The 19,675-nt window shown below is 63.2% G+C and carries 13 protein-coding genes; 5 read left to right on the forward strand and 8 right to left on the reverse strand.

Annotation, left to right across the window (positions count from 1 at the left end):
* Nucleotides 1-55 precede the first annotated feature (55 nt).
* The 3 genes from plsB to ACDK93_RS02205 form a co-directional block, all read right to left on the reverse strand.
* Entirely contained in the window at nucleotides 56-2,755 is a 2,700-nt protein-coding gene (gene plsB, locus ACDK93_RS02195) for a glycerol-3-phosphate 1-O-acyltransferase PlsB (protein WP_458070954.1), read from the reverse strand.
* A gap of 25 nt (nucleotides 2,756-2,780) precedes the next feature.
* Entirely contained in the window at nucleotides 2,781-3,779 is a 999-nt protein-coding gene (locus tag ACDK93_RS02200) for a hypothetical protein (RefSeq protein ID WP_458070955.1), read from the reverse strand.
* Between the two features lie 294 nt (nucleotides 3,780-4,073).
* Nucleotides 4,074-4,970: a 5'-nucleotidase, lipoprotein e(P4) family gene (locus tag ACDK93_RS02205; protein WP_458070956.1), complete on the reverse strand. Its 897-nt coding sequence runs from the start codon at nucleotides 4,968-4,970 to the stop codon at nucleotides 4,074-4,076.
* 121 nt (nucleotides 4,971-5,091) lie between these two features.
* Between ACDK93_RS02205 and ACDK93_RS02210 the strand changes: the two genes are divergently transcribed.
* The 3 genes from ACDK93_RS02210 (at nucleotide 5,092) to ACDK93_RS02220 (ending at nucleotide 10,865) form a co-directional block, all read left to right on the forward strand.
* Nucleotides 5,092-6,120 carry an AI-2E family transporter gene (locus tag ACDK93_RS02210; RefSeq protein ID WP_458070957.1) on the forward strand — a complete coding sequence of 343 codons (1,029 nt, stop codon included), beginning with the start codon at nucleotides 5,092-5,094 and terminating at the stop codon, nucleotides 6,118-6,120.
* 227 nt (nucleotides 6,121-6,347) lie between these two features.
* Complete coding sequence (locus ACDK93_RS02215; protein ID WP_458070958.1) at nucleotides 6,348-9,140, forward strand: TonB-dependent receptor domain-containing protein; 2,793 nt, start codon at nucleotides 6,348-6,350, stop codon at nucleotides 9,138-9,140.
* 147 nt (nucleotides 9,141-9,287) lie between these two features.
* Nucleotides 9,288-10,865 (forward strand): sulfotransferase, encoded by a 1,578-nt coding sequence (locus ACDK93_RS02220; RefSeq protein ID WP_458070959.1) that lies wholly within the window; start codon nucleotides 9,288-9,290, stop codon nucleotides 10,863-10,865.
* 248 nt (nucleotides 10,866-11,113) lie between these two features.
* On the opposite strand, the gene ACDK93_RS02225 is transcribed toward ACDK93_RS02220, so the two are convergent.
* Nucleotides 11,114-12,700 (reverse strand): tetratricopeptide repeat-containing sulfotransferase family protein, encoded by a 1,587-nt coding sequence (locus tag ACDK93_RS02225; RefSeq protein WP_458070960.1) that lies wholly within the window; start codon nucleotides 12,698-12,700, stop codon nucleotides 11,114-11,116.
* A gap of 116 nt (nucleotides 12,701-12,816) precedes the next feature.
* Entirely contained in the window at nucleotides 12,817-14,796 is a 1,980-nt protein-coding gene (locus tag ACDK93_RS02230; RefSeq protein ID WP_458070961.1) for a UvrD-helicase domain-containing protein, read from the reverse strand.
* 225 nt (nucleotides 14,797-15,021) lie between these two features.
* Here ACDK93_RS02230 and ACDK93_RS02235 point away from each other — a divergent pair, with 225 nt between their 5' ends.
* Both ACDK93_RS02235 and ACDK93_RS02240 read left to right on the forward strand, forming a co-directional pair.
* Nucleotides 15,022-15,648, forward strand: a complete 627-nt coding sequence (locus ACDK93_RS02235) for a thymidine kinase (RefSeq protein WP_458070962.1) — start codon at nucleotides 15,022-15,024, stop codon at nucleotides 15,646-15,648.
* A 46-nt stretch (nucleotides 15,649-15,694) separates the two neighbouring features.
* Entirely contained in the window at nucleotides 15,695-16,462 is a 768-nt protein-coding gene (locus ACDK93_RS02240; RefSeq protein WP_458070963.1) for a hypothetical protein, read from the forward strand.
* A 276-nt stretch (nucleotides 16,463-16,738) separates the two neighbouring features.
* Here the strand turns inward: ACDK93_RS02240 and mutM are convergent, their stop codons facing one another.
* From mutM to ACDK93_RS02255, 3 genes are all read right to left on the reverse strand, one after another.
* Nucleotides 16,739-17,566: a bifunctional DNA-formamidopyrimidine glycosylase/DNA-(apurinic or apyrimidinic site) lyase gene (gene mutM, locus ACDK93_RS02245; RefSeq protein WP_458070964.1), complete on the reverse strand. Its 828-nt coding sequence runs from the start codon at nucleotides 17,564-17,566 to the stop codon at nucleotides 16,739-16,741.
* A gap of 3 nt (nucleotides 17,567-17,569) precedes the next feature.
* Nucleotides 17,570-19,117 (reverse strand): NADP-dependent phosphogluconate dehydrogenase, encoded by a 1,548-nt coding sequence (gene gndA / locus ACDK93_RS02250; RefSeq protein WP_458070965.1) that lies wholly within the window; start codon nucleotides 19,115-19,117, stop codon nucleotides 17,570-17,572.
* Nucleotides 19,118-19,180: 63 nt separating this feature from the next.
* Nucleotides 19,181-19,672 carry a hypothetical protein gene (locus tag ACDK93_RS02255; protein ID WP_458070966.1) on the reverse strand — a complete coding sequence of 164 codons (492 nt, stop codon included), beginning with the start codon at nucleotides 19,670-19,672 and terminating at the stop codon, nucleotides 19,181-19,183.
* Nucleotides 19,673-19,675: the final 3 nt, after the last annotated feature.

Below are 19,675 nucleotides of genomic sequence, written 5' to 3' on the forward strand. Positions count from 1 at the left end.
GGCTGGTGAAAGCCGTGGTGTGGGATGTTGGGTTTCGCCGTTGGCTCAACCCAACCTACGACGTGCTTTGGTCGTGGTGATGGTCGTGCTTGTGATGTTCGGTGGCGACGTGGCGCTCGTGCAGGTCGGCGCTGGAAGCGTCGGTGAGCACGGGCTCGGCGGCCGGCTCCGCTGCGGTATCGACGGGGTCGGCGAGCAGCGCGGGCGAGACTGGCGCGGTGGCTTCTTCCTCGTCATCGAGCTTGCTGCCGCTGGCGGCGTCTTTTTCGTTGCTGCCGGGGGTGATCTTGAGAATCGAGTGGCGCACTTCGCGCGAGAGGATCACCCGGGCATCCCGAACCATGCCCTCGAGCGCGACATCGTAATCGAGCTTGCCGGCGTCGTCGGTCCACACCACGCGCCGCTCGCGCAGCTTCTGTATGAAGCCGCGGAATAGCGACTTGTCGAAGAACTCCGGCGAGGACAGCTCCTGCAGCAGGCTCAGCCGCTGCGCGGTCAGCGTGCAGGCGCTTTCCAGCTCGGCGCTGGTCAGCGTGTGCGGGCCGTTCTTGGTCAGCGCGGCGACGGTGATGTAGTAACGCTCGAAGGCCTGGATCAGGCTGCGCGCGATCACCTTCAGCTGGAACGCGCCGTCGTCCTGACCGGCGCTGCGCTCGAGCACGCGTCCGTCGCCGCTGGATTCCAGCAGGCCACGGCGCACGAAGAAATCGATGGTGTCCTGCAGCTGCGCGCCAAAGCCGTCGTCGTCCCACGGCAGGAACAGCTCGCCCTGGATGAACGGATAAATGATGCGGCCCAGCCGCAGCACCGAGGCGCGCGACATGCGCCGGTTGTTGAGGAAGCAGCAGGCGACCCAGGCAGCGGCGGCGTTGAGGTGCAGCACGTTGTTGCGGAAGTAGCTGAGCATCGGCGCCTGTTCGGCGCTGACCGTCAGCACGTCGCCCAGCGGATGCTGCACGCGGGCGATCCAGCCCATCTGCTCGCCGTAGGCGATCATGCCGGCAGGGTTCATCGGCGTCAGCGTGATGCGGTCGGAATACGGCAGCTCTTCCATCAGCGCCTTGCTCAGCGCCAGCTGCTCCAGCAGGTCGCTTTCGGCCATGGCGTGCTTGGGCGTGGCCAGCAGGGCGAGCGCCAGCAGGTTGATCGGATTGATGTCGGCCGCGCGATTGACGTTGATCTGGATTTTTTCGGCCAGCCCGTCGACCACCTTGCGCAGCCAGTCCGGTTTGGCATCCGGGTCCAGCGTGGTCTCGCGCCAGTCGGGGCTGGCGGCATCGAGCATCGGGTTCAGTTCGATCGGCTCGCCAAAGTTCAGGGTCACGTGGCCGTAGCGCTGGCGCAGTACCTTGAGGCCGCGGATCAGGCCGATCAGCGACTCCTTTTCCTTTTTCTTGCCGCTGAGTTCGCCGGCGTACGACTTGCCCTCCATCAGCTTTTCGTAGCCGATGTAGACCGGCTGAAACAGCACCGGCCGGCGCGGCGCGCGCAGGAACGCGCGCACCGTCATCGAGAGCAGGCCGGCGTGCGGCGTCAGCAGGCGGCCGGTGCGCGAGCGGCCGCCTTCGATGAAGTATTCGATCGGCACGCCGCGGTCGATCAGCTGCGCCATGTATTCCTTGAACACCACCGAGTACAGCGGGTTGCCGGTAAAGCTGCGGCGCATGAAAAACGCGCCGCCGCGGCGCAGGATCAGCCCGACGATCGGCAGGTCCAGGTTCACGCCGGCCGCGATATGCGGCACCACCACGCCCGACACGTGCAGCTGGTAGGACATCAGCAGGTAGTCGGCGTGGCTGCGGTGGCTGGGCACATAGATCACCTCGAAACCGGGCGCGGCCGCGCGCGCCTTGTCGAAGTGATGCATCGAGATGCCGTCGTACAGCTTGTTCCAGAAGTTGGAAAGCAGAAACGACGCCGAGCGCACCACCGGATGCGCGTAGTCGGCGGCGATTTCCATCACCATCTTCTGCGCTTTCTGCCAGGCCTTGGCGTGCGTGATCTTTTCCTTGGCGGCGGTGGCGGCAATTGCCGCGCGCACTGGTTCGGCGTTGAGCACCGAGTCGACCACGGTGCGTCGATGCGACAGATCGGGGCCGATCACCGTGGCGCGGATGCGATGGAAATGCGTGCGCAGCACGCGGGCGATCTTGCGGGTGAGTCGCTCCGGCGCGATCTGGCCGGCTTCGTCCATCACACTGCGCAGGGAGATCGGCGCGGAGAAGGTCACCACCGTGTCGCGGCCGTTGAGCAGTAGCGCCAGCAGCCGGTGAAAGCGCCCGACCATGACCCAGTTTTCCGAGAACAGCACGCGGAACCAGCCGGAGTCGCGGCTAGGCGCGCGGCCGACGTAGATCGATACCGGCACGATCTGGATATCGCGGTCGGGCACGCCTTCTAGCGAACGCACCAGCTGGGCCAGCGGTTCGTTGGGGCTGCCTTTTTGATGGCGCCCGAAGATCCAGCCCTCGCGGCGCGTGAGCGCAAACACCGAGCGCTTGCGACGCGTGCCGGCAAGCGACTGCATCGGATTGGGCAGGCCGGCCTCCAGGCAGGCGCGCTGAAGAATCAGCGCGTCGGACAGGCTGTCGCGTTCGATCACGTAGCACACCGGTGCGCCGGCCTGCAGGAGCGCAGCGGGCTCGGCCGGGTCGCGCCGGATGCGCACCCACGGCTGCAGCAGCTGACCGGCAAGCTGGAACCACCACGGGGCGCGTTGGCGAGCGGGATGATCCGCGCTGGACATAGTTTGCATCCGGCTATTCTAGCGGCTGCGCTGATTAGTCTTTTGTTGGCGTGCTGCTGGCCGCTGCCGGGGCGGGTGCCTGAGCGCTACTGCCGTTGGCCGCCGGTGCGACGCTTGCACTCGTACCTGCCGCGGCGGGGGCCGATGCGGCACTCGCCGGTTGGGTCAAACGCTGGTGAGCCTGGCGCACGTTGTTGACCATGTCCTCGCTGTACCAGCGGTTGTCCACCTGCACCAGCTTGGATTCGCTCGACAGCGGCTTGCCCAGCAGGGTGTAGTCGATCTTGACCAGCGCGTGGCCGTTGCTGTTTTCAAGCTCGGTGACCTTGACCGAATCCAGCGTGTCGTCCACCGATAGTCCGTAATTGGCCAGCAGCTGCTTCAGGCCGGCATAGCCGATCGAATACTTGATCATGGTGGTGTCGAAATCCATCGCGCGCAGCTGATCGGCGCTTTTCAGGTCCAGCTTGCGGGCGGTGTCCACCGCAATGCTCACCGTCTGCTTCGCCTTGGCCGCATCGAACCACGGCGCCTTCTGTGCCCACGGTCCCAGCACGTCGAGGGCGGCGTTGACCTGGGTCTTCTGTTCGGCGCTAACGCTCTTGTTTTGCGCCACGGCGTTTTTCATCATCGCCTCGCCCACGCTGATAAGAACCGGAATCTGATCCTTGTACTTGGATTCCATCATGGCCAGCTTTGGCTGAAGCTCGGCATACAGCTTGTTTTCGGCGTCCGGCCCGGTGAGCTGCTGCATGGTGTCGTTGAAGCGGGCGCGGTCCTGATCGCTGACCGGTGGCTGCATCTTCTGCTGGGAGGCCCAGTCGGCGCGCAAGGTCGCGTAGTCCGCCGGCGGCAGCGTGTGCTTCCACAGACCGTTGAAATCGCCTTTCTTGATCAGCTCGACCGAACTCTGCACGGCAGACGCCGGCGTGCTGCCGCCCGGCTGCGACGGATCGTCCTTGCTGTGGCAGGCGGTTAAAGCCAGTGCCGCCAACAGCGGCAGCAGGGCGTAACGAAGAGTCGGTACTCGCATGGTCACGTTTCTCGCAGGGAGCTGGGCCGAAGGGCGGCGCCGGGCCGGTCAGGGTAGAGGCGCGCATGATGCTGAGCAAGGGCAGAGCGAAGGATTTTGCGGCGTCACAAAAAGAAAACCCCGCGGACCGAAGCCTCGCAGGGAAATCCGGCAGAGCCGGAAGGAAATGGCCTCGCCTGCAAAGCATGTTGGTCAGCAGGTGTCGGCGAAAAGATAGTAGCCGCCGATTTAACTTAAGGCAACGCTTTTCTTTAGTTCTTCAAATCATTGAATCTATTGGCTATTAAATAGAGCCTACTGATAGCGCAGCGCGTCCAGCTTTTGTCGCCGCCTTTCATCGCGCGGGCTGCCGTAGTCGTTGTTGAACAGCGCCGGCTCCCACGAACCGTAAGTGGGATTGGGCAGCACGAACCAGCGCGTGCCGATCCAGCGTAGATAAGGCGCTATCGTCTGGCGCCGCGCGGCAACCGTGTTGGTAGAAACATCCAGAAAATCGCCCAGCTGATCGCCGAACTGCATCAGCACGCGATAGCGGCGGCTGACGAGCTGCCGGCGGCAACCTTTTTCACTGCCGGCCTGCTCGCATCCATCCACGACGGTGCCCAGCCCCAGAAGGGCGTCCGGTCCGCTGACCGGGAAACCCGCCTGGCGCAGATTGCGCAGAGTGACCTCATCCAAATCCCTGGCCCGGTTGGAGATGTAGATCACCGCCACGCCGTGGCTGGCCGCGAACCGGGTGAACTCGAGGGCACCGGGCAGCGCTCTTGCCTTGGCCTCACGACACCATGCCGCCCAATCGGCTTCGTTGAACTCGCCGCCACTCTTGATCACACGCGCCTGGTACGGCGAGTTGTCCAGCACGGTTTCGTCGATGTCCAGGATCACCGCCGGCGGCAGGTGGATGAAAGCGCCAACCCGATCGGTCTTGCTCAGCGCATCCCATCCGGTGTCCTGCATCGCCGGCAGCAGGCGTGCCTCAGCATCACGATAGGTTTGCAGATAGATCAGGTCGTGCTCGACCGCGGTCTGGCTCCACGCGACGGCGTTGAGATTGTCATCCGCGGGCACTGTTGCTGCCGAGACGGCTGGCGCTGTAGTTGCAATTGACGAATGTTGTGCCCGCGTAGGTGCGCCAGCGCAGCCGGTCAGCAGGGCGATCGCCAGTGCGACGGTAGTGAGGCGCAATGCCATGAGGATCCTTGAACGAGCAGCCGGGCAGTACGCAAGTTTACGACAGCAAATGGTCCGGACTGGCAGCGTGGCTCGCGGGCTGACAGACTGCGGGCTCCGCATTATCTTCCGGTACCACGGCATGAACTCACTATCGCCTGACCTGCGCGCGTCGCCCGCCATCGTCTACAGCAGCTACATTCTGGCTGCCGCAGCGCTGGGCGCCACGCTCGGACTGCACATGCTGTCGGCCCTGTTGGCCGGTCTGCTTGTCTACGAGCTGGTCAATGCGATGTCGCCGCTTTTCGGGCGACGGATCTCGGGCGCGCGCGCGCGGGTCATCGTGGTGGCCGCGCTGGGAGCGATCGTGGTCGGGCTGCTGATCCTTTTGATCCTCGGTGCCATCAGCCTTTTCCACAACGAGATCGGCAATCCCGAACTGCTGTGGCAGCAGCAGCTGATGCCGCTGGTGGAAAAGGCGCGCCAGCAGCTGCCCACGTTCATCGTCAATCATCTGCCCGACAGCGTGGACGATCTGCGCGTCGGCGCGGTGGATCTGGCGCGCAGGCACGCGGAGACGCTGCAGATTGCCGGCAAAGGCGCCGCGCGGGCCTTCGCGCATATTCTCATCGGCCTGGTGCTGGGCGCGATCGTGGCGCTTAGCCGGACCCGACCGGCGCATCAGGTCGGACCGCTGGCTGCGGCGCTTGCCTTGCGCTGCCAGCGACTGGCCGAGGCGTTTCACAACATCGTTTTCGCGCAGGTCAAGATCTCGCTGATCAATACGATCTGCACGGCCGTTTTCCTGCTGGGTGCACTGCCGATCCTCGGTATCCACGTGCCGCTGGCCAAGACGCTGGTGTTGCTCACTTTCGTCATCGGCCTGCTGCCGGTCATCGGCAACCTGCTGTCCAACACGGCCGTCACCATCGCCGCGCTGTCGGTATCGCTGGGCGTCGGCATCGCCGCGCTGGTTTTCCTGATCGTCATCCACAAGCTTGAGTACTTCCTCAACGCCCGCATCGTCGGTACGCAGATTCATGCGCGCGCCTGGGAGCTGCTGATTGCCATGCTGGTGATGGAAGCCGCTTTCGGGCTGGCCGGCGTCATCGCTGCGCCGATTTATTACGCGTATCTGAAGTGCGAGCTGGAAGCGGCACGGTTGATTTGACGGTTTTCAGCGGCCTGCTGCGCAATTTGTCGCAGACGTAAATAATTGCTGAGCCGCGTGCTAAAAAGAAACCGGCACGTAGCGACATTGCCCTCCAGGGAGAGGCTGGCCCCGCACCCGGCCGTTGACGACACCAAATAATCCTGCCTGCGTTTTCCGCAGGCTCCATTTTTGTTGCTCGAAACTCTGAGGGGAGTTTGAATATGATGATCAAATCAAGGATGGCCATGGCCATCCTGACGGCTTTAGCGTGGGCAGGTGGGGCTGCACACGCTCAATCTGCCTCGTCTTCGACGGAGACATCGGCGCAAGACGCGGATCAGGCACCGACGACCGCCAAGGCCAAGAAGCTCGACGTGGTGAACGTCACCGGCTCGCTGATACCACAGACCGAGATAGAGACATCCACGCCGGTTATCACGATCACGGCGGCGGACATCAAGGCCAAGGGCTTCAGCAGCGTGGCTGAAGCATTGCAAGCCACATCGTTTGCAACCGGTTCGGTGCAAGGCCAACAGAGCTCGGCATCCTTCACCCAGGGCGCCGAAACGGTGAGCCTGTTCGGTCTCAATCCGGGCTATGTGAAGTACCTGATCAACGGCCGGCCGATGGGCAATTTTCCCGCCCTCTACAACGGCAGCGATGTGTTCAACAACATCGCCGGCATTCCGGCTGATCTGGTGGACCACATCGACATCCTGCCGGGTGGCCAGTCGTCCCTGTACGGTTCCGATGCGATCGCGGGCGTGATCAACATTGTGCTCAAGGATCACGTCGACGCGCCCAGCCTGGACGCGCGTTACGGCGGCTATTCCAGCGGCGGCGGCAAAAACTATCGCCTGTCCGGAGCCGACAGCTTCAACTGGGGCAAGCTCAATGTGCTGGCCGGTTTTCAGTACGACAGCATCGATCCCATCTGGGGCTACGATCGCAGCCTGACCAAGCAAATATTCCAGAACGGACGCACGCCGGCCCAGGCGTCTTATGACGTGGTCGAGTACAGCCTGGTCGGCAACAACAACTACATGCTCGATCCGAAAAATTGCGCCAACGACGCCGCTCTGTTCGGTGGCACCGAGAAGCTGAGCACACCGAACAACAACGCCGGCAACTACTGCGGCTCGCTGTTCGAACCCGGTTACAAGACGATCACCAACTACCAGCGCACCGGTACCGCCTATGCGCACGCCACCTACGACGTCAGCGACAATTTCAAGTTGTACGGGGACCTGCTCTACCGCTATTCGGACACCCGTTATTCGGCAGGCTCCAACTACACGTTCTGGAGCAGCGCGTTCTACACCGGCCCGTTTTACGATCCCAATGCGAACGACATTGTCGCCCTGCAGAAGGTGTTTGCGCCGGAAGAGACCGGCGGCTATGCCAACACCTTTAACAAGCAGTTCGACAACTCCGTGTTTTTTACTCTGGGCGGCAACGGCACCTTCGGCAGCTCGAACTGGGACTACGACGTTAGCGTGACGCACAGCGAAGAGCACCTGACGGTGCGCAACTTTGTGCGTTTCTTCAACCCGATCGAATCCTATTTCAAATCCATCCTCGGGCCATCGCTGGGCCTGGATCCGAACTACAACTACTACCCGGTGTATTCGCCCAACTACACCAAGTTCTACTCGCCCATTTCAGTGAGCGACTTCCGCAGTTTCACCGGCTACGTGCCGACCCGTTCAAAGACTTGGGACAACCAGCTGCGCGCGCAGGTTACCGATGCCTCGCTGTTTCCGCTGCCCGGCGGTGACGCCGGCATTGCGCTGGTGGCCGAAGGCGGCAACTCGGGTTGGGATTACACCCCCGATCCGCGGCTTTTGAACGGCGATGTCTGGGGTCAGACGGACGTGCAGGGCAATGGTCATCGCAGCCGTAACGCGCTCACCGCCGAACTGCGTATGCCGCTGCTGAAGGAGCTGACGCTTGATCTGTCCGGTCGTCGGGACTCCTACAAGGCGGCGGGCACCACGGTGAGTAAATCCACGTTCATGGCGGGTCTCGAATACCGGCCGGTGGAGTCGCTGCTGATCCGCGGTCGTTACGGCAAGGCGTTCAAGGCGCCGACGCTGTCCGACGAGTTTCAGGGCCTGAGCGGTTACTACACGTACGTGCCTGATTACTACAACTGCGCCCAGCTGGGCTTTTCACCTGCGCAGATCGACAACTGCCCCACGCGCTACTCGCAGACCCAGGTGTTTGGTCAGCAGTCCGGCAATACCAAGCTGAAGCCGATCGATGCCAACGTCTGGTCTTACGGTGCGGTGTGGGCGCCGACGAGCGACCTCAATTTCACCATCGATTATTTCCACACCAGCATCAGCAACGAAGTGAACCAGCAGAGCGCCGCCGCGCTGACGCTGACGGAATACCAGTGCCGCGCGGGCATTCTCGACGTCAACTCGCCCACCTGCGTGGCGGCGCTGTCACAGGTCACCCGCGACAGCCTGGGCAATATCGTGCAGATCTACACGCCCAAGGTGAATGTGTCCAAGGAGGTCTCCAACAACCTGATCGCAAGCGCCAGCTGGCGCACCGGTCTGGGTGGTTACGGCGACCTGCTGCTGCAGAGTTCATATTCGGACACGCTGAAGCACACCATGGAGCAGTACCCCGGCGACCCGACCATCAACCTGCTCGATAGCCCCTACTACAGCACCGACTTCAAGACCAAGGCCAATGCCACCGCCACCTGGTCGAAGAATGCCTGGTCGGCCTCGCTGTATGTGGATCGCTACGGCAGCTCGCCGAACTACTACTCCACGCTCACCGCCACGTCCAAAACCTCGCCGCTGGCCGGAACGCTGGCACCGTGGATCCTGTGGAACGCCAGCGTGCGGTTCCAGGCCACGCCCGCCTTGCTGCTGTCGGTTGAGATCAACAACCTGTTCAACAGTGCGCCACCGATGGACCGCAGCTACACCGGCACAGCCGGCACGCCCTACAACACCAGCAACTACAACGTGTATGGCCGCGCGCTTTACGTAGAGGCCAACTACAAGTTCGGCAAGTGATGCCGGTGGATTGACCGGTGATAGCCTTACGGGTCCCGCCACTGGCGGGGCCCGTTTTCATTTTGGCCCATCGCGCCGACACAGCGCTCCGCCGCTCGCACTGTCGGCTGATTGGGCCCTTTGCCAGCAGATAAAAGGGGTAGCGCCATGAGCGAAGCAGCTGCGCTGCAACACCAACTGGTGGAGGCATTCAATTGCTGCGACTGGGCCGGCACCATTGCGCACGGCGAGGCGCTGCTGGCGCGTTTCCCCGATCATCCCGGCGCGCACTATCTTTCGGGTATTGCCCAGCTGGAGTCCGATAACCTGGCAAGGGCGCTGGCGCATCTGCATATCGCCAGCGAGCGCGTGCCGGATCGTGCCGACGTGCTGGCCAGCTATGCCCGCGCGCTCGTCCAGGCGCATCTGCGCGGCGAAGGCTTGCGGGTGATTACCGCGGCCGAACGCCTGCGCCCTACCGACGCGAACACGCTCGTTACGCTGGCGCTGGCGCTGAGTCGGATGCAGTTGCACTCGCGCGCTGCGCCGCTGTACGCCGATGCCGTACGCCAGCGGCCGGACGATCCGTTCCTGCGGCACAACCTGGCGACGGCGTTGCTGTTTGCTGGCGATATGAGTGCGGCCGAAAGGGAAATCGAAAGCTGCCTGCGGCTCGATCCCGAGCACTGGGCCGCCTACGACACGCGTGCCCAGCTGCGGCGGCGGGATGCCGAACGCAACCACGTGGAGGCACTGCGGACGCTGCTCGCAAAACACGAAAACAATCCGGAAGCAGTCGTCCACCTGTGCATGGCGCTGTACCGCGAATGCGATGCCCTGGGTCGCTGGCAGGAGGGCTTTGCTTACCTCGACCGCGCCAAGCACATGGATCGCTCAGGAGCGGGTCACGACCCGGCCAGGGATGCCGACATGTTCCATTCGCTGATGAAAGCTGCGCCCGATATCGCGCCCACGCGATCGGTGGACGGCGTCCCAACGCCGATATTCGTGGTCGGCATGCCGCGCTCGGGAACGACGCTGGTCGAACGCATCCTGGACAGCCACGCGGCGATCCATGGTGCCGGTGAGCTCGACCAGTTTCCGCATCTCCTCAAGCGAATGAGTGGAAGTCATACGCCGGCGCCGCTGGATCGCGATACCGTCCTGGCCGCCCGCGCCATCGACTGGCAGGCGCTGGGCGCCGAGTATCTGCGCAGCACGGCGCACGTGCGCGGCGACGCGACGCATTTCGTCGACAAGCTGCCGCAAAACTTTCTCTACATTGGATACATCGCCAATGCGCTGCCGCAGGCGCCCATCATCTGCCTGCGCCGGCATCCGCTGGATGTATGTCTGGGCAATTTTCGTCAGCGCTTCGGCGGGCAGTCGCCACTGCTCAGCTATACGCATGACTTGATGGATATTGGCCGCCACTACCTTCTGTTCGACCAGCTCATGCGCTTCTGGAAAACACGCTTGCCTGCGCGCATCCTCGAAGTGTCCTACGAGCGTCTGGTCGACCAGCAGGAGACGGTGACGCGCGAGATCCTGGCGTTTTGCCGATTGCCGTGGGATCCGGCCTGCCTGCATTTCGAGCGTAACGAGAGCGCTGTCGGCACGGCCAGCGCGGCGCAGGTGCGTGATCCGATGAACCGCCGCTCCGTCGGGCGCTGGAAGCGTTACGAGGACGAACTGCAGCCGCTGCGCGAGATGCTGCAAGCCGGTGGCATCGTCATCGACGATTGATCCTTGCCGGGCTTGGCTCTGCCGCTGTCATTCGCACGCCATGTTTGCCCCGAGGACGGTGCGCGTCGAACCTCGAGGCTGTGCTGCCGATCCGGGTCAGCGATGTCAGCTGGTCGTATCGGCTGGCGGCGTGACATCCCTTTCAAGCCGAACGCCAAGTCACCCGAAAAGAACTTGCCGAGACCGGCCTTGGATTTGGATGAATTCCGGTAATTGAAGCCAGCTACCTGTCAGCCGAGTGTCGCATTTCATGCATCCACGTTTACCCCGGCTTCTTCCAGCAGTACTTTCAATGCCAAGAGCTGAGGCTCGTATTTCTTCCAGCGCTTCAGCGCGCTTCGATAAATCGGTGAGCGGACTTGCACCCAGCTTGCCGTCGCGACCGGGCTGTTATTTTCCTCAAAGTGCAGACATCGCTCGTCCCAGCTAAGGCCGCAGAACTCAAGTATTTGCCGCGTGTGCTCTGCCTGCCCGTAAACCAGTGCTTCATAACTCACCTGGAGAATTCTGCCTGGCAATACGCGCTGCCAGTGAGCCATCAAGCGGTCGAACAATATGTAATACCTGCCGGTATCCATGAGATCGAACGAGTAGCCGAAGAACGGTGAATTTGCAGAGAAGAGCTGGCGAAAATTGCTCAGGCAGGTATCCATCGGATCGCGCCGGAGACAGATGATTTTTGCATCGGGAAGAGCCCGCGCAATGAAACCTGCGTAGAGAAAATTGTGCGGCAGCTTGTCGATGAAGCGCGGCTTGTGACCGGTGGAAGGGCGAGTGCTTGTGAGGTACAGCTTGCCTAATTCCGCCGGATCGAAATCTTTCAGCAATCGGACCACGTCCTCATCGATCAGGTTTTGCGAGGGGCTTTGCGAAAAGTGCTTCACCGACATCGCGAAGTTGAGCAGTTCGCCGGCCGAATGCACATCCGGATGGCTGGAGATGATTCTCTCCACAAGCGTGGTACCGCTGCGCGGCATGCCGATCACGAAAATCGGTTCCTGCGTTCGGTAGCCTTCTCCCGTCGTGATCGGTCGGGAGAAGGCATCGGTAATGGCCGAAAAAATTGCCTGGTCGCGAGGGCTGGAGTAGTTGCGCTTCGCACCGGCGGCGGACTTGCTGCTGACCAGATTTTCGAACGCCTCGGGATATCTGCCCAGATCTTCGTATTCTTTCGAAAGGGCCGAGTGGAGACAGGTTAGTGCGTGGTGATCCGGTTCGGTTCGGTCCAGGCCAGATAACAGCGAAGTCAATCGCGCCACGTGGTTGGAATCGATGGTCTGGCGACGCAGTTGCGCCAGCGTCAGGTGTGCCTGCCAATGATGTGGATCAAGCCGAAGGCAATGTTCGATCTCGATTTCTGCCCGTTCGATATCCCCATTCGCAACCAGACATGTCGCCAGGTTGTACCGATAGGGCGCGTGATGTCTGGCAAGGGCAACGGCGCGCTCGAAGATCGCTGCAGCGGCGGGATAATCGCCAATCTGCGAGTGGACGATGCCTAGCATGTCCAGTATCTGATGATCGCTGGACGCCAGTGATGAGGCGTAATCGGCAACCACTTTCGCCTCGCGATTCCGATTGGCCGCCGTCAGCGCCCTGGCAAAGTGAACCGCGTAGCCCAGGTTCAGAGGCTCCAGTGCCGAGGCCTTTCGGAAGCATTCGACGGCTTGCGGCAGGTGCTTCAGGTGAAAGTTCGACATGCCTGCCATGTAGTAGACGCGCGGATCACGTGGGTGCAGCGGCAAAAGTCGCGCGGCAATATCGAGCGCGGGGCTCCATGCGCGCTGCTGGAAATAATCCGTCAGTTGCGAATACAGCGTTGTAGCGTCGGTCATAAGGCATCACGATACAGATATCGGAGAGATTCGTCTGATGCGTTGAGTCGTCGGCGCTCATGGTCATTTCGTGGAAAACAAGCCGCGGTATAAGCCGCGCCACGTGGTGGAGTCCGTCAGCCGCCCGCCAACATCGCCTTGATTCGTGCCATGTGCGACTCCGCCGTTTCGCGGGTGACTTCCTTGTCCGCCTCGGGGTCTTTGCCCTGCCAGTGCAGGTCGGCCTGCGGCAGCTCCTGCAGGAAGCGGCTGGGCTGGTTGGTGTGGACGTCGCCGTAGCGCTTGGTCTTCGCCGACCACGATAGCGTTAGCAGCTCCTTGGCGCGGGTGATGCCGACGTACATCAGGCGGCGCTCTTCGTCGATGCGGCCTTCGTCGATGGAGCCTTCGTGCGGCAGGGTGCCGTCTTCGCAGCCGACGATGAAGACGAACCGGAACTCCAGCCCCTTGGCCGAATGCAGGGTCATCATGCGCACGGCGTTGCCCGGCTCGTCGCGATCGGCGTGGCTGAGCAAGGCCAACTGGGCGGCGAGATCGCCGGCGCTGTTGCCTTTCTGCATCGCGCGAAACCAGTCGGCGAGTTCTTTCAAATTGCCGAGTCGGCGTTCGCGCAGGCTGGCATCGGGCGTGCTGGCGATGATCTGCGCGGCATAGCCGGTGCGGGCCAGGATCAGCTCGACCAGGTCGGCGGCGTTCTGATGCAGCGAGGCGCTGCGCAGCTCGTCGAGCAGGTTGGCGAACGAGGCCAGCGCGGCGGCGGGGCGCGGCGTGAGCTGGCGTAGCACGCTGTCGCTGCGGGTGGCGTCGAGCAGCGACGTCTGCCGGCTTTGCGCAAGCTGGCCGAGTTTCTCCAGCGTGGTCGAGCCGATCTCGCGCTTGGGCACGTTGACCACGCGCAGGAACGCCGCGTCGTCGCTGGGGTTGGTCAGCAGGCGCAGGTAGCACATCACGTCCTTCACCTCGGCCCGGTCGAGAAAGCTCAGCGCGCCGGTGAGGTGATAGGGAATTCTCGCCAGGCGAAAAGCTTTTTCCAGCGGACGCGCCTGGAAGTTGCCGCGGTAGAGGATGGCGATGTCGTGCCAGCGCGCCTTGTGCTTTTCCGCCAGCGTGGTGGCGATTGCCGCGACGCGCTCGGCCTCGTGCTCGGCCTCCTTGCATTCCAGTACGCGGATCGGCGGCCCTTCGGGATGCTCGCTCCACAGCTTCTTTTCGTGCAGGTGCGGGTTGTTGGCGATCAGCTGGTTGGCCGCGCGCAGGATGCGCTTGCCGCAGCGGTAGTTCTGCTCCAGCTTGATCACCCGCAGATTTGGCCAGTCGCGGCCGAGCTGGTCGATGTTCTCGGGGTTGGCACCGCGCCAGGCGTAGATGGACTGATCATCGTCGCCGACGCAGGTGATGCCGCCACGTTCGCCGGTAAGCGCCTTCAGCAGGCGGTACTGTGCGTCGTTGGTGTCCTGGTATTCGTCGACCAGCAGGTAGCGCAGGCGTTCCTGCCAGGTTGCGCGGCACTCGGCGTCGCTTTCCAGAATGCGCAGCGGCAGCCGGATCAGGTCGTCGAAATCCACCGCGTTGAAGGCCGCCAGCCGCTGCTGGTACATGTCGTAGATGGTGGCAGCCTCCAGCTCGCGCGGACTGCGCGCGGCGGCCAGCGCCTCTACCGGCGACAGGCCGACGTTCTTGGCGCGGCCGAGCAGGTTGCGGATGCCGAAGAGCACGTCGTTCTTCGCACCCTTGGGCGCCAGCTCCTTGACGATGGCGCCGCTGTCGTCCGAGTCGAGTACCGAAAAGCCGCGGCGCAGGCCCGCCCGCGCGTGCTCGATCTGCAGGAATTTCAAACCCAGCGCATGGAACGTACAGACGGTCAGCGCCTGCGCATCCTCGGCGCTGACCAGCTGGCCGACGCGCTCGCGCATCTCGCGGGCGGCTTTGTTGGTAAAGGTGATGGCGGCGATTTTCGAGGCGCTGAGGTGCCTGCGCGCAATCAGCCACGCAATCTTCTGAGTGATCACCGAGGTCTTGCCCGAGCCCGCGCCGGCCAGCACCAGAAGCGGGCTGTCGCAGTGTTCAACGGCGGCCAGTTGTTGCGGATTGAGCATGATGGGATACGCAGCGTGGGTTGGTGATGGTAGCAAAGGGCGGGGTTGGAGCAGGGGCGAGGGACGAGTAGCGAGTGCGCCCTTTGGCGCTGTTGGTCATTCATCAGCCCCGGTGGATGCAGAACACACCGAGTTGGCCAAAGTCGTCTCTCGCCCCTGCTCCGTCACCCAACCCGCATGTCGTCTCCGCGCTACCATGCGCGTTCGACCGTCCGACGCGTGCCCATGGCCAAGCTCTACTTCTACTATTCGGCGATGAATGCCGGCAAGACCACCTCGCTGCTGCAGAGCGCGTACAACTATCACGAGCGCGGCATGCGCACGTTGATCCTTACGCCCGCGCTGGACAATCGCTACGGCGAGGGCGTAGTGGCGTCGCGCATCGGTCTGAAGGCGCAGGCCCGACGCTTTGCTGGCGAAGAAAATCTGCTTGCCCTGGTCGAAGCCGATGTTGTCGCCAACGGCGCGCTGCACTGCGTCTTCGTTGATGAAGCGCAATTTCTGACGCGCGCGCAGGTCTGGCAGCTCAGCGACGTGGTCGACCGGCTGACGATTCCGGTGCTGGCCTTCGGCCTGCGCACCGATTTCCGCGGCGAGCTGTTCGAAGGCAGCCAGTATCTGCTGGCCTGGGCGGACAACCTCGAGGAGATCAAGACCATCTGCCATACCGGCCGCAAGGCCACCATGGTGGTGCGGGTGGACGAACACGGCCGCGCGGTGAAAGATGGCCCGCAGGTTGAGATTGGCGGCAACGAACGCTATGTCTCGGTCAGCCGCGCCGAATTCAAGAAAATCAGCGAGGGCAGCGCCAGTATCGAGCTGCAGCAGACGGTATTGCCGCTGAACGACTAGCGCGCTGCGCACTCACCCGAACACGAACCACGACCAGGAAACCCGCATGAGCCAACCGATCATCATCCCCGCCTGGCAGCGCCCGCACTGGCAGCCCAGCGACGAGGAGATCCTTCTGCAGTTCTACGTGTTCGGCAAGTTCGAGGCGGTGCGTGTGCCTTCGGCGGATTACGGCAGTCCGGGCCTGCCCGCCGGCATCGAGGCGGTGAACCACAATCACGCCAGCCTGCGCCAGTGGGAGGGCTATCCGCTGAAGGGCGGCATGGGCCGTATGTTCAAGGACGATGCGCCCGATGCGTACAAGCTCGCAGTGGACGCGCCCGAGGTGATGGTCGTGCGCGGCACGCTCGCGGACAGCGAGGCCACCGGCTACCTGCGCGACACCTTCGGCGTGCTGGCCGGTCTGCTCGATATCGGCGGCGTGGCGATTCTCGATCCGCAGACGCTGAGCCTGCTCGACGCCGATGCGTGGCGTCGCCGTTTCCTCGTGCGCGATGGCGCGCCGATCCGCAGCCATGTGCTGATCATGCGCGACGCGGAGTCCGAGCCGGATCATTCATGGATCCATACCCGCGGCATGCGCAAGTTCGGCCGCCCCGACATCAGCATCCGCGGTGTGCCCGATGCGCTCAGCGAGCACGCGGGCATCCTGTGCGAAAAGCTGGTCGAACTCGAAGCGCTGGGCGCGCACTTCGTCGACGGTCAGGCGCTGGAAATCGACGGTCTAGGCGCCAGCGTCGTCGCGCAGCTGGGCGGCGGCCTGGATGACGAGGATTTCAACAATACGTTTGTCGAGTTTGAGTGGCCTGAGTAGGGAAGAGCGGGGGCGAGAGATGAGTCGCGAGGGCGCTTCAGTAGCGGCCGCCTGACGGGTTATCGCGATCCGTTTCCATCGATCCGAGTGACGCGTAGGTTGGCGGTGAGCGCAAGCGAACCCCAACACCCGCCGCAGATCCCGTTGGGGTGACAACTCGCTCCTGCGAGTTGCCCTACGGGCCATTCGCTGCGCGAATGTTCGTTCCGGCATCCTGCCTCCACTGTCGCTTGCGCTCACCGCCAACCTACGCAGCTGCCAACCTGCGTTGAACGGTCACTTCTGGCAGCGCGGGCACCAGAACGTCGACCGCTGCCCAAGCACCACCTGTCTGATCGGCGTGCCGCATACCTTGCATGGTTCGCCGGCACGGCCGTAGACGTTGAGCTCGCGGAAGAAATAGCCCGGTGCGCCGTCGGGGTTGAGAAAATCGCGCAGGGTCGTACCGCCGCGCTCGATCGCCCAAGCCAGGATGCGTTTAACTTCGGCGGCGAGTGAAGCATAACGCTCGCGCGACACCTTGCCCGCCGCGCGGCGCGGGTCGATGCCGGCGGCGAACAAGGCTTCGCTGGCGTAGATGTTGCCAACACCGACGACGTTGGCGTTGTCCATCAGAAACAGTTTCACCGCGGCACTGCGCCCGCGCGAGCCGCGCCACAGCGTGTCGCCCTCGAACGCGTCGGTCAGCGGCTCCGGACCGAGCGCCGCCAGGAGCGGGTGCAGTTCGCCGAAAGGCTGCCACAGCAGGCTGCCAAAGCGGCGCGGATCGGTGAAGCGCAGCACGCGGCCGCGGTGTTCGGCGGTGCTTTCAAGCACGATGTCGACATGGTCGTGCTTGCCGATCGGCGCGTCCGGCGGCAGCACGCGCAGCATGCCCGACATGCCCAGGTGCAGCATCGCGCTGCCGGCCGCGGTGTGGATCAGCAGATACTTCGCGCGCCGCTCGACGCTGTCGATCACCTGCCCTGGAAGCCGTTCGCTGACTTCCGGCGGAATCGGCCAGCGCAGGTCGTTTCGGCGTAGCGTCACTGCCGCGACGCGTCGACCGGCCAGATGCGGCTCGATACCGCGTCGGGTGGTTTCGACTTCGGGCAGTTCAGGCATGCATCAATTCCAGTCGGCGTGGAAACTGCCCAGCTTGTCGATACGCTCGAACGTGTGCGCGCCGAACAGGTCGCGCTGCGCCTGAATCAGGTTGGCCGGCAAGCGCTCGGAACGGTAGCCGTCGTAATAGGCAATGGCCGAGCTGAAGCCGGGCACGGGCACGCCGATGCGCACGGCCGCGGCCACGACTTCGCGCAAGGCCTCCTGATACTTCTGCGCGATCTTGCCGAACGTCGGCGCCAGCAGCAGGTTGGCCAGCTTGTCGTCGTGCTTGTAGGCGTCGGTGATGTCCTGCAGAAAGCGCGCGCGAATGATGCAGCCGCCGCGCCAGATCTTGGCGATGGTGCCGTAGTCGAGCTTCCACTGGTATTCCTCGGCCGCCGCACGCAGCTGGGCGAAGCCCTGCGCGTAGGAGACGATCTTGCTCAGATACAGCGCACGGCGGACCGACTCGATGAAGGCCTTGCGATCACCCTTGAACGCCTTGGTTTTCGGGCCGTGCAAATAGTTGCTCGCGGCGACGCGCTCATCCTTCAGCGAGGACAGCACGCGCGCAAACACCGCTTCGGTGATCAGCGGCAGCGGCACGCCGAGGTCGAGCGCGCTCTGGCTGGTCCACTTGCCCGTGCCCTTCTGCGCGGCGCGATCGAGAATCACGTCGACCAGGTCCTTGCCGGTTTCCTCGTCCTTCTTCTGGAAAATGGTGGTGGTTATCTCGATCAGATAGCTGTCGAGCTCGCCCTCGTTCCACTTGCGGTAAACCTTGGTCAGCTCCTTGTTGGACAGACCCAGCACGTGCTTGAGCACGGAATAGCTTTCCGCGATGAGCTGCATATCGCCGTATTCGATACCGTTGTGCACCATCTTGACGTAATGGCCGGCGCCGTCGTCGCCCATGTAGGCCACGCACGGCGCGCCATCAGACGCCTTGGCGGCGATTTCGGTGAGGATGGGTTCGACCAGATCGTACGCATCGCGCGGACCGCCGGGCATGATGGACGGGCCGTGCAGCGCGCCCTCCTCACCGCCGGAAACGCCGGTGCCGATGAAGTGGATGCCGGCCTTGGCCAGCTCCTGGTTGCGCCGGATGGTGTCCTTGAAAAAGGTGTTGCCGCCGTCGATCAGCACGTCGCCCTTGCTCAGCAGCGGCTTCAGCTCGGCGATCACCGCATCGGTACCCGCGCCCGCCTGCACCATCAGCAGAATGCGCCTCGGCTTTTCCAGCGAGGCGACAAACTTTTCAATCGTGTAGCTGGGGACGAACTTGGCGCCGGGGTTGTCCTTAATCACTTCGTCGGTCTTCTCGCGACTGCGGTTGAAGATCGACACCACGTGACCGCGGCTTTCGATATTCAACGCCAGATTGCGGCCCATTACCGCCATGCCGACCACGCCGATGACACCCTTGCCGGAGGAGACAGCGCTTTTTCTGGCGACCGTTTTCTTCGCGCTGATCTTTTTGGCCGCCACCTTTTTGACAGCGGATTTCCTGGCCGGTTTGGCGACTACTTTCTCGCTTGCTGCCGGCTTGCGTTTCACGGGCGTGGCCATGGGTCGGACTCCTGCTGTCGATGCATGAAAGATGGGGCGCAGACTGCGCCGCGCAAGGTGAAGCTAAGGTAGCTTGTCGGCCTGGCCGCGTGATGCTCGGGGCATATAGCGAACCGAGACCAGCGCCACGCGTCCGTCGACGCGCACGTAGCACTGCGGGCCGGTGACCGATATCTCGCCGAAATCCAGCGCGTGGCCGTCCAGCTTCAGCGTGGCGCTGGGCGGGGTCAGGCCGATGCGGGCCGCGTCGAAATCGCCGGCCGGCCGCCAGCGCAGCACCGATGCGGCGGCTGTTTCGGTGAGCTCGACCAGGCGCCCGTCATCGGCGCGCACCGCGGCGCCGTCGATGCGGTACCAGTGCCCGCCGCGCTTCGCGTAATGCTCGGTTGGCGCATTGCCGATATGCACTTCAACGCGCGAAATGGCCGATGGCTCCAGTGCCAACAGCGTCCCGGGCGCTTCCTGATTTTCCTGTCGCCATTGCCACGCCGCGAAAGCCAGTATGGCAATGGCGACAAGCAATAGCGACAAACGATGGCGAACCGAACGACGCATCGT

The organism is Rhodanobacter sp. BL-MT-08, assembly GCF_054161255.1.

What these genes read in the sequence shown, in the direction of transcription:
- ACDK93_RS02240 (WP_458070963.1), top strand. Translation starts at nt 15,695, where the DNA reads ATGAGCCAACCGATCATCATCCCCGCCTGGCAGCGCCCGCACTGGCAG.
- ACDK93_RS02220 (WP_458070959.1), top strand. Translation starts at nt 9,288, where the DNA reads ATGAGCGAAGCAGCTGCGCTGCAACACCAACTGGTGGAGGCATTCAAT.
- gndA (WP_458070965.1), bottom strand. Translation starts at nt 19,117, where the DNA reads ATGGCCACGCCCGTGAAACGCAAGCCGGCAGCAAGCGAGAAAGTAGTC.
- ACDK93_RS02210 (WP_458070957.1), top strand. Translation starts at nt 5,092, where the DNA reads ATGAACTCACTATCGCCTGACCTGCGCGCGTCGCCCGCCATCGTCTAC.
- ACDK93_RS02215 (WP_458070958.1), top strand. Translation starts at nt 6,348, where the DNA reads ATGGCCATCCTGACGGCTTTAGCGTGGGCAGGTGGGGCTGCACACGCT.
- ACDK93_RS02200 (WP_458070955.1), bottom strand. Translation starts at nt 3,779, where the DNA reads ATGCGAGTACCGACTCTTCGTTACGCCCTGCTGCCGCTGTTGGCGGCA.
- mutM (WP_458070964.1), bottom strand. Translation starts at nt 17,566, where the DNA reads ATGCCTGAACTGCCCGAAGTCGAAACCACCCGACGCGGTATCGAGCCG.
- ACDK93_RS02205 (WP_458070956.1), bottom strand. Translation starts at nt 4,970, where the DNA reads ATGGCATTGCGCCTCACTACCGTCGCACTGGCGATCGCCCTGCTGACC.
- ACDK93_RS02255 (WP_458070966.1), bottom strand. Translation starts at nt 19,672, where the DNA reads ATGCGTCGTTCGGTTCGCCATCGTTTGTCGCTATTGCTTGTCGCCATT.
- plsB (WP_458070954.1), bottom strand. Translation starts at nt 2,755, where the DNA reads ATGCAAACTATGTCCAGCGCGGATCATCCCGCTCGCCAACGCGCCCCG.
- ACDK93_RS02230 (WP_458070961.1), bottom strand. Translation starts at nt 14,796, where the DNA reads ATGCTCAATCCGCAACAACTGGCCGCCGTTGAACACTGCGACAGCCCG.
- ACDK93_RS02225 (WP_458070960.1), bottom strand. Translation starts at nt 12,700, where the DNA reads ATGACCGACGCTACAACGCTGTATTCGCAACTGACGGATTATTTCCAG.
- ACDK93_RS02235 (WP_458070962.1), top strand. Translation starts at nt 15,022, where the DNA reads ATGGCCAAGCTCTACTTCTACTATTCGGCGATGAATGCCGGCAAGACC.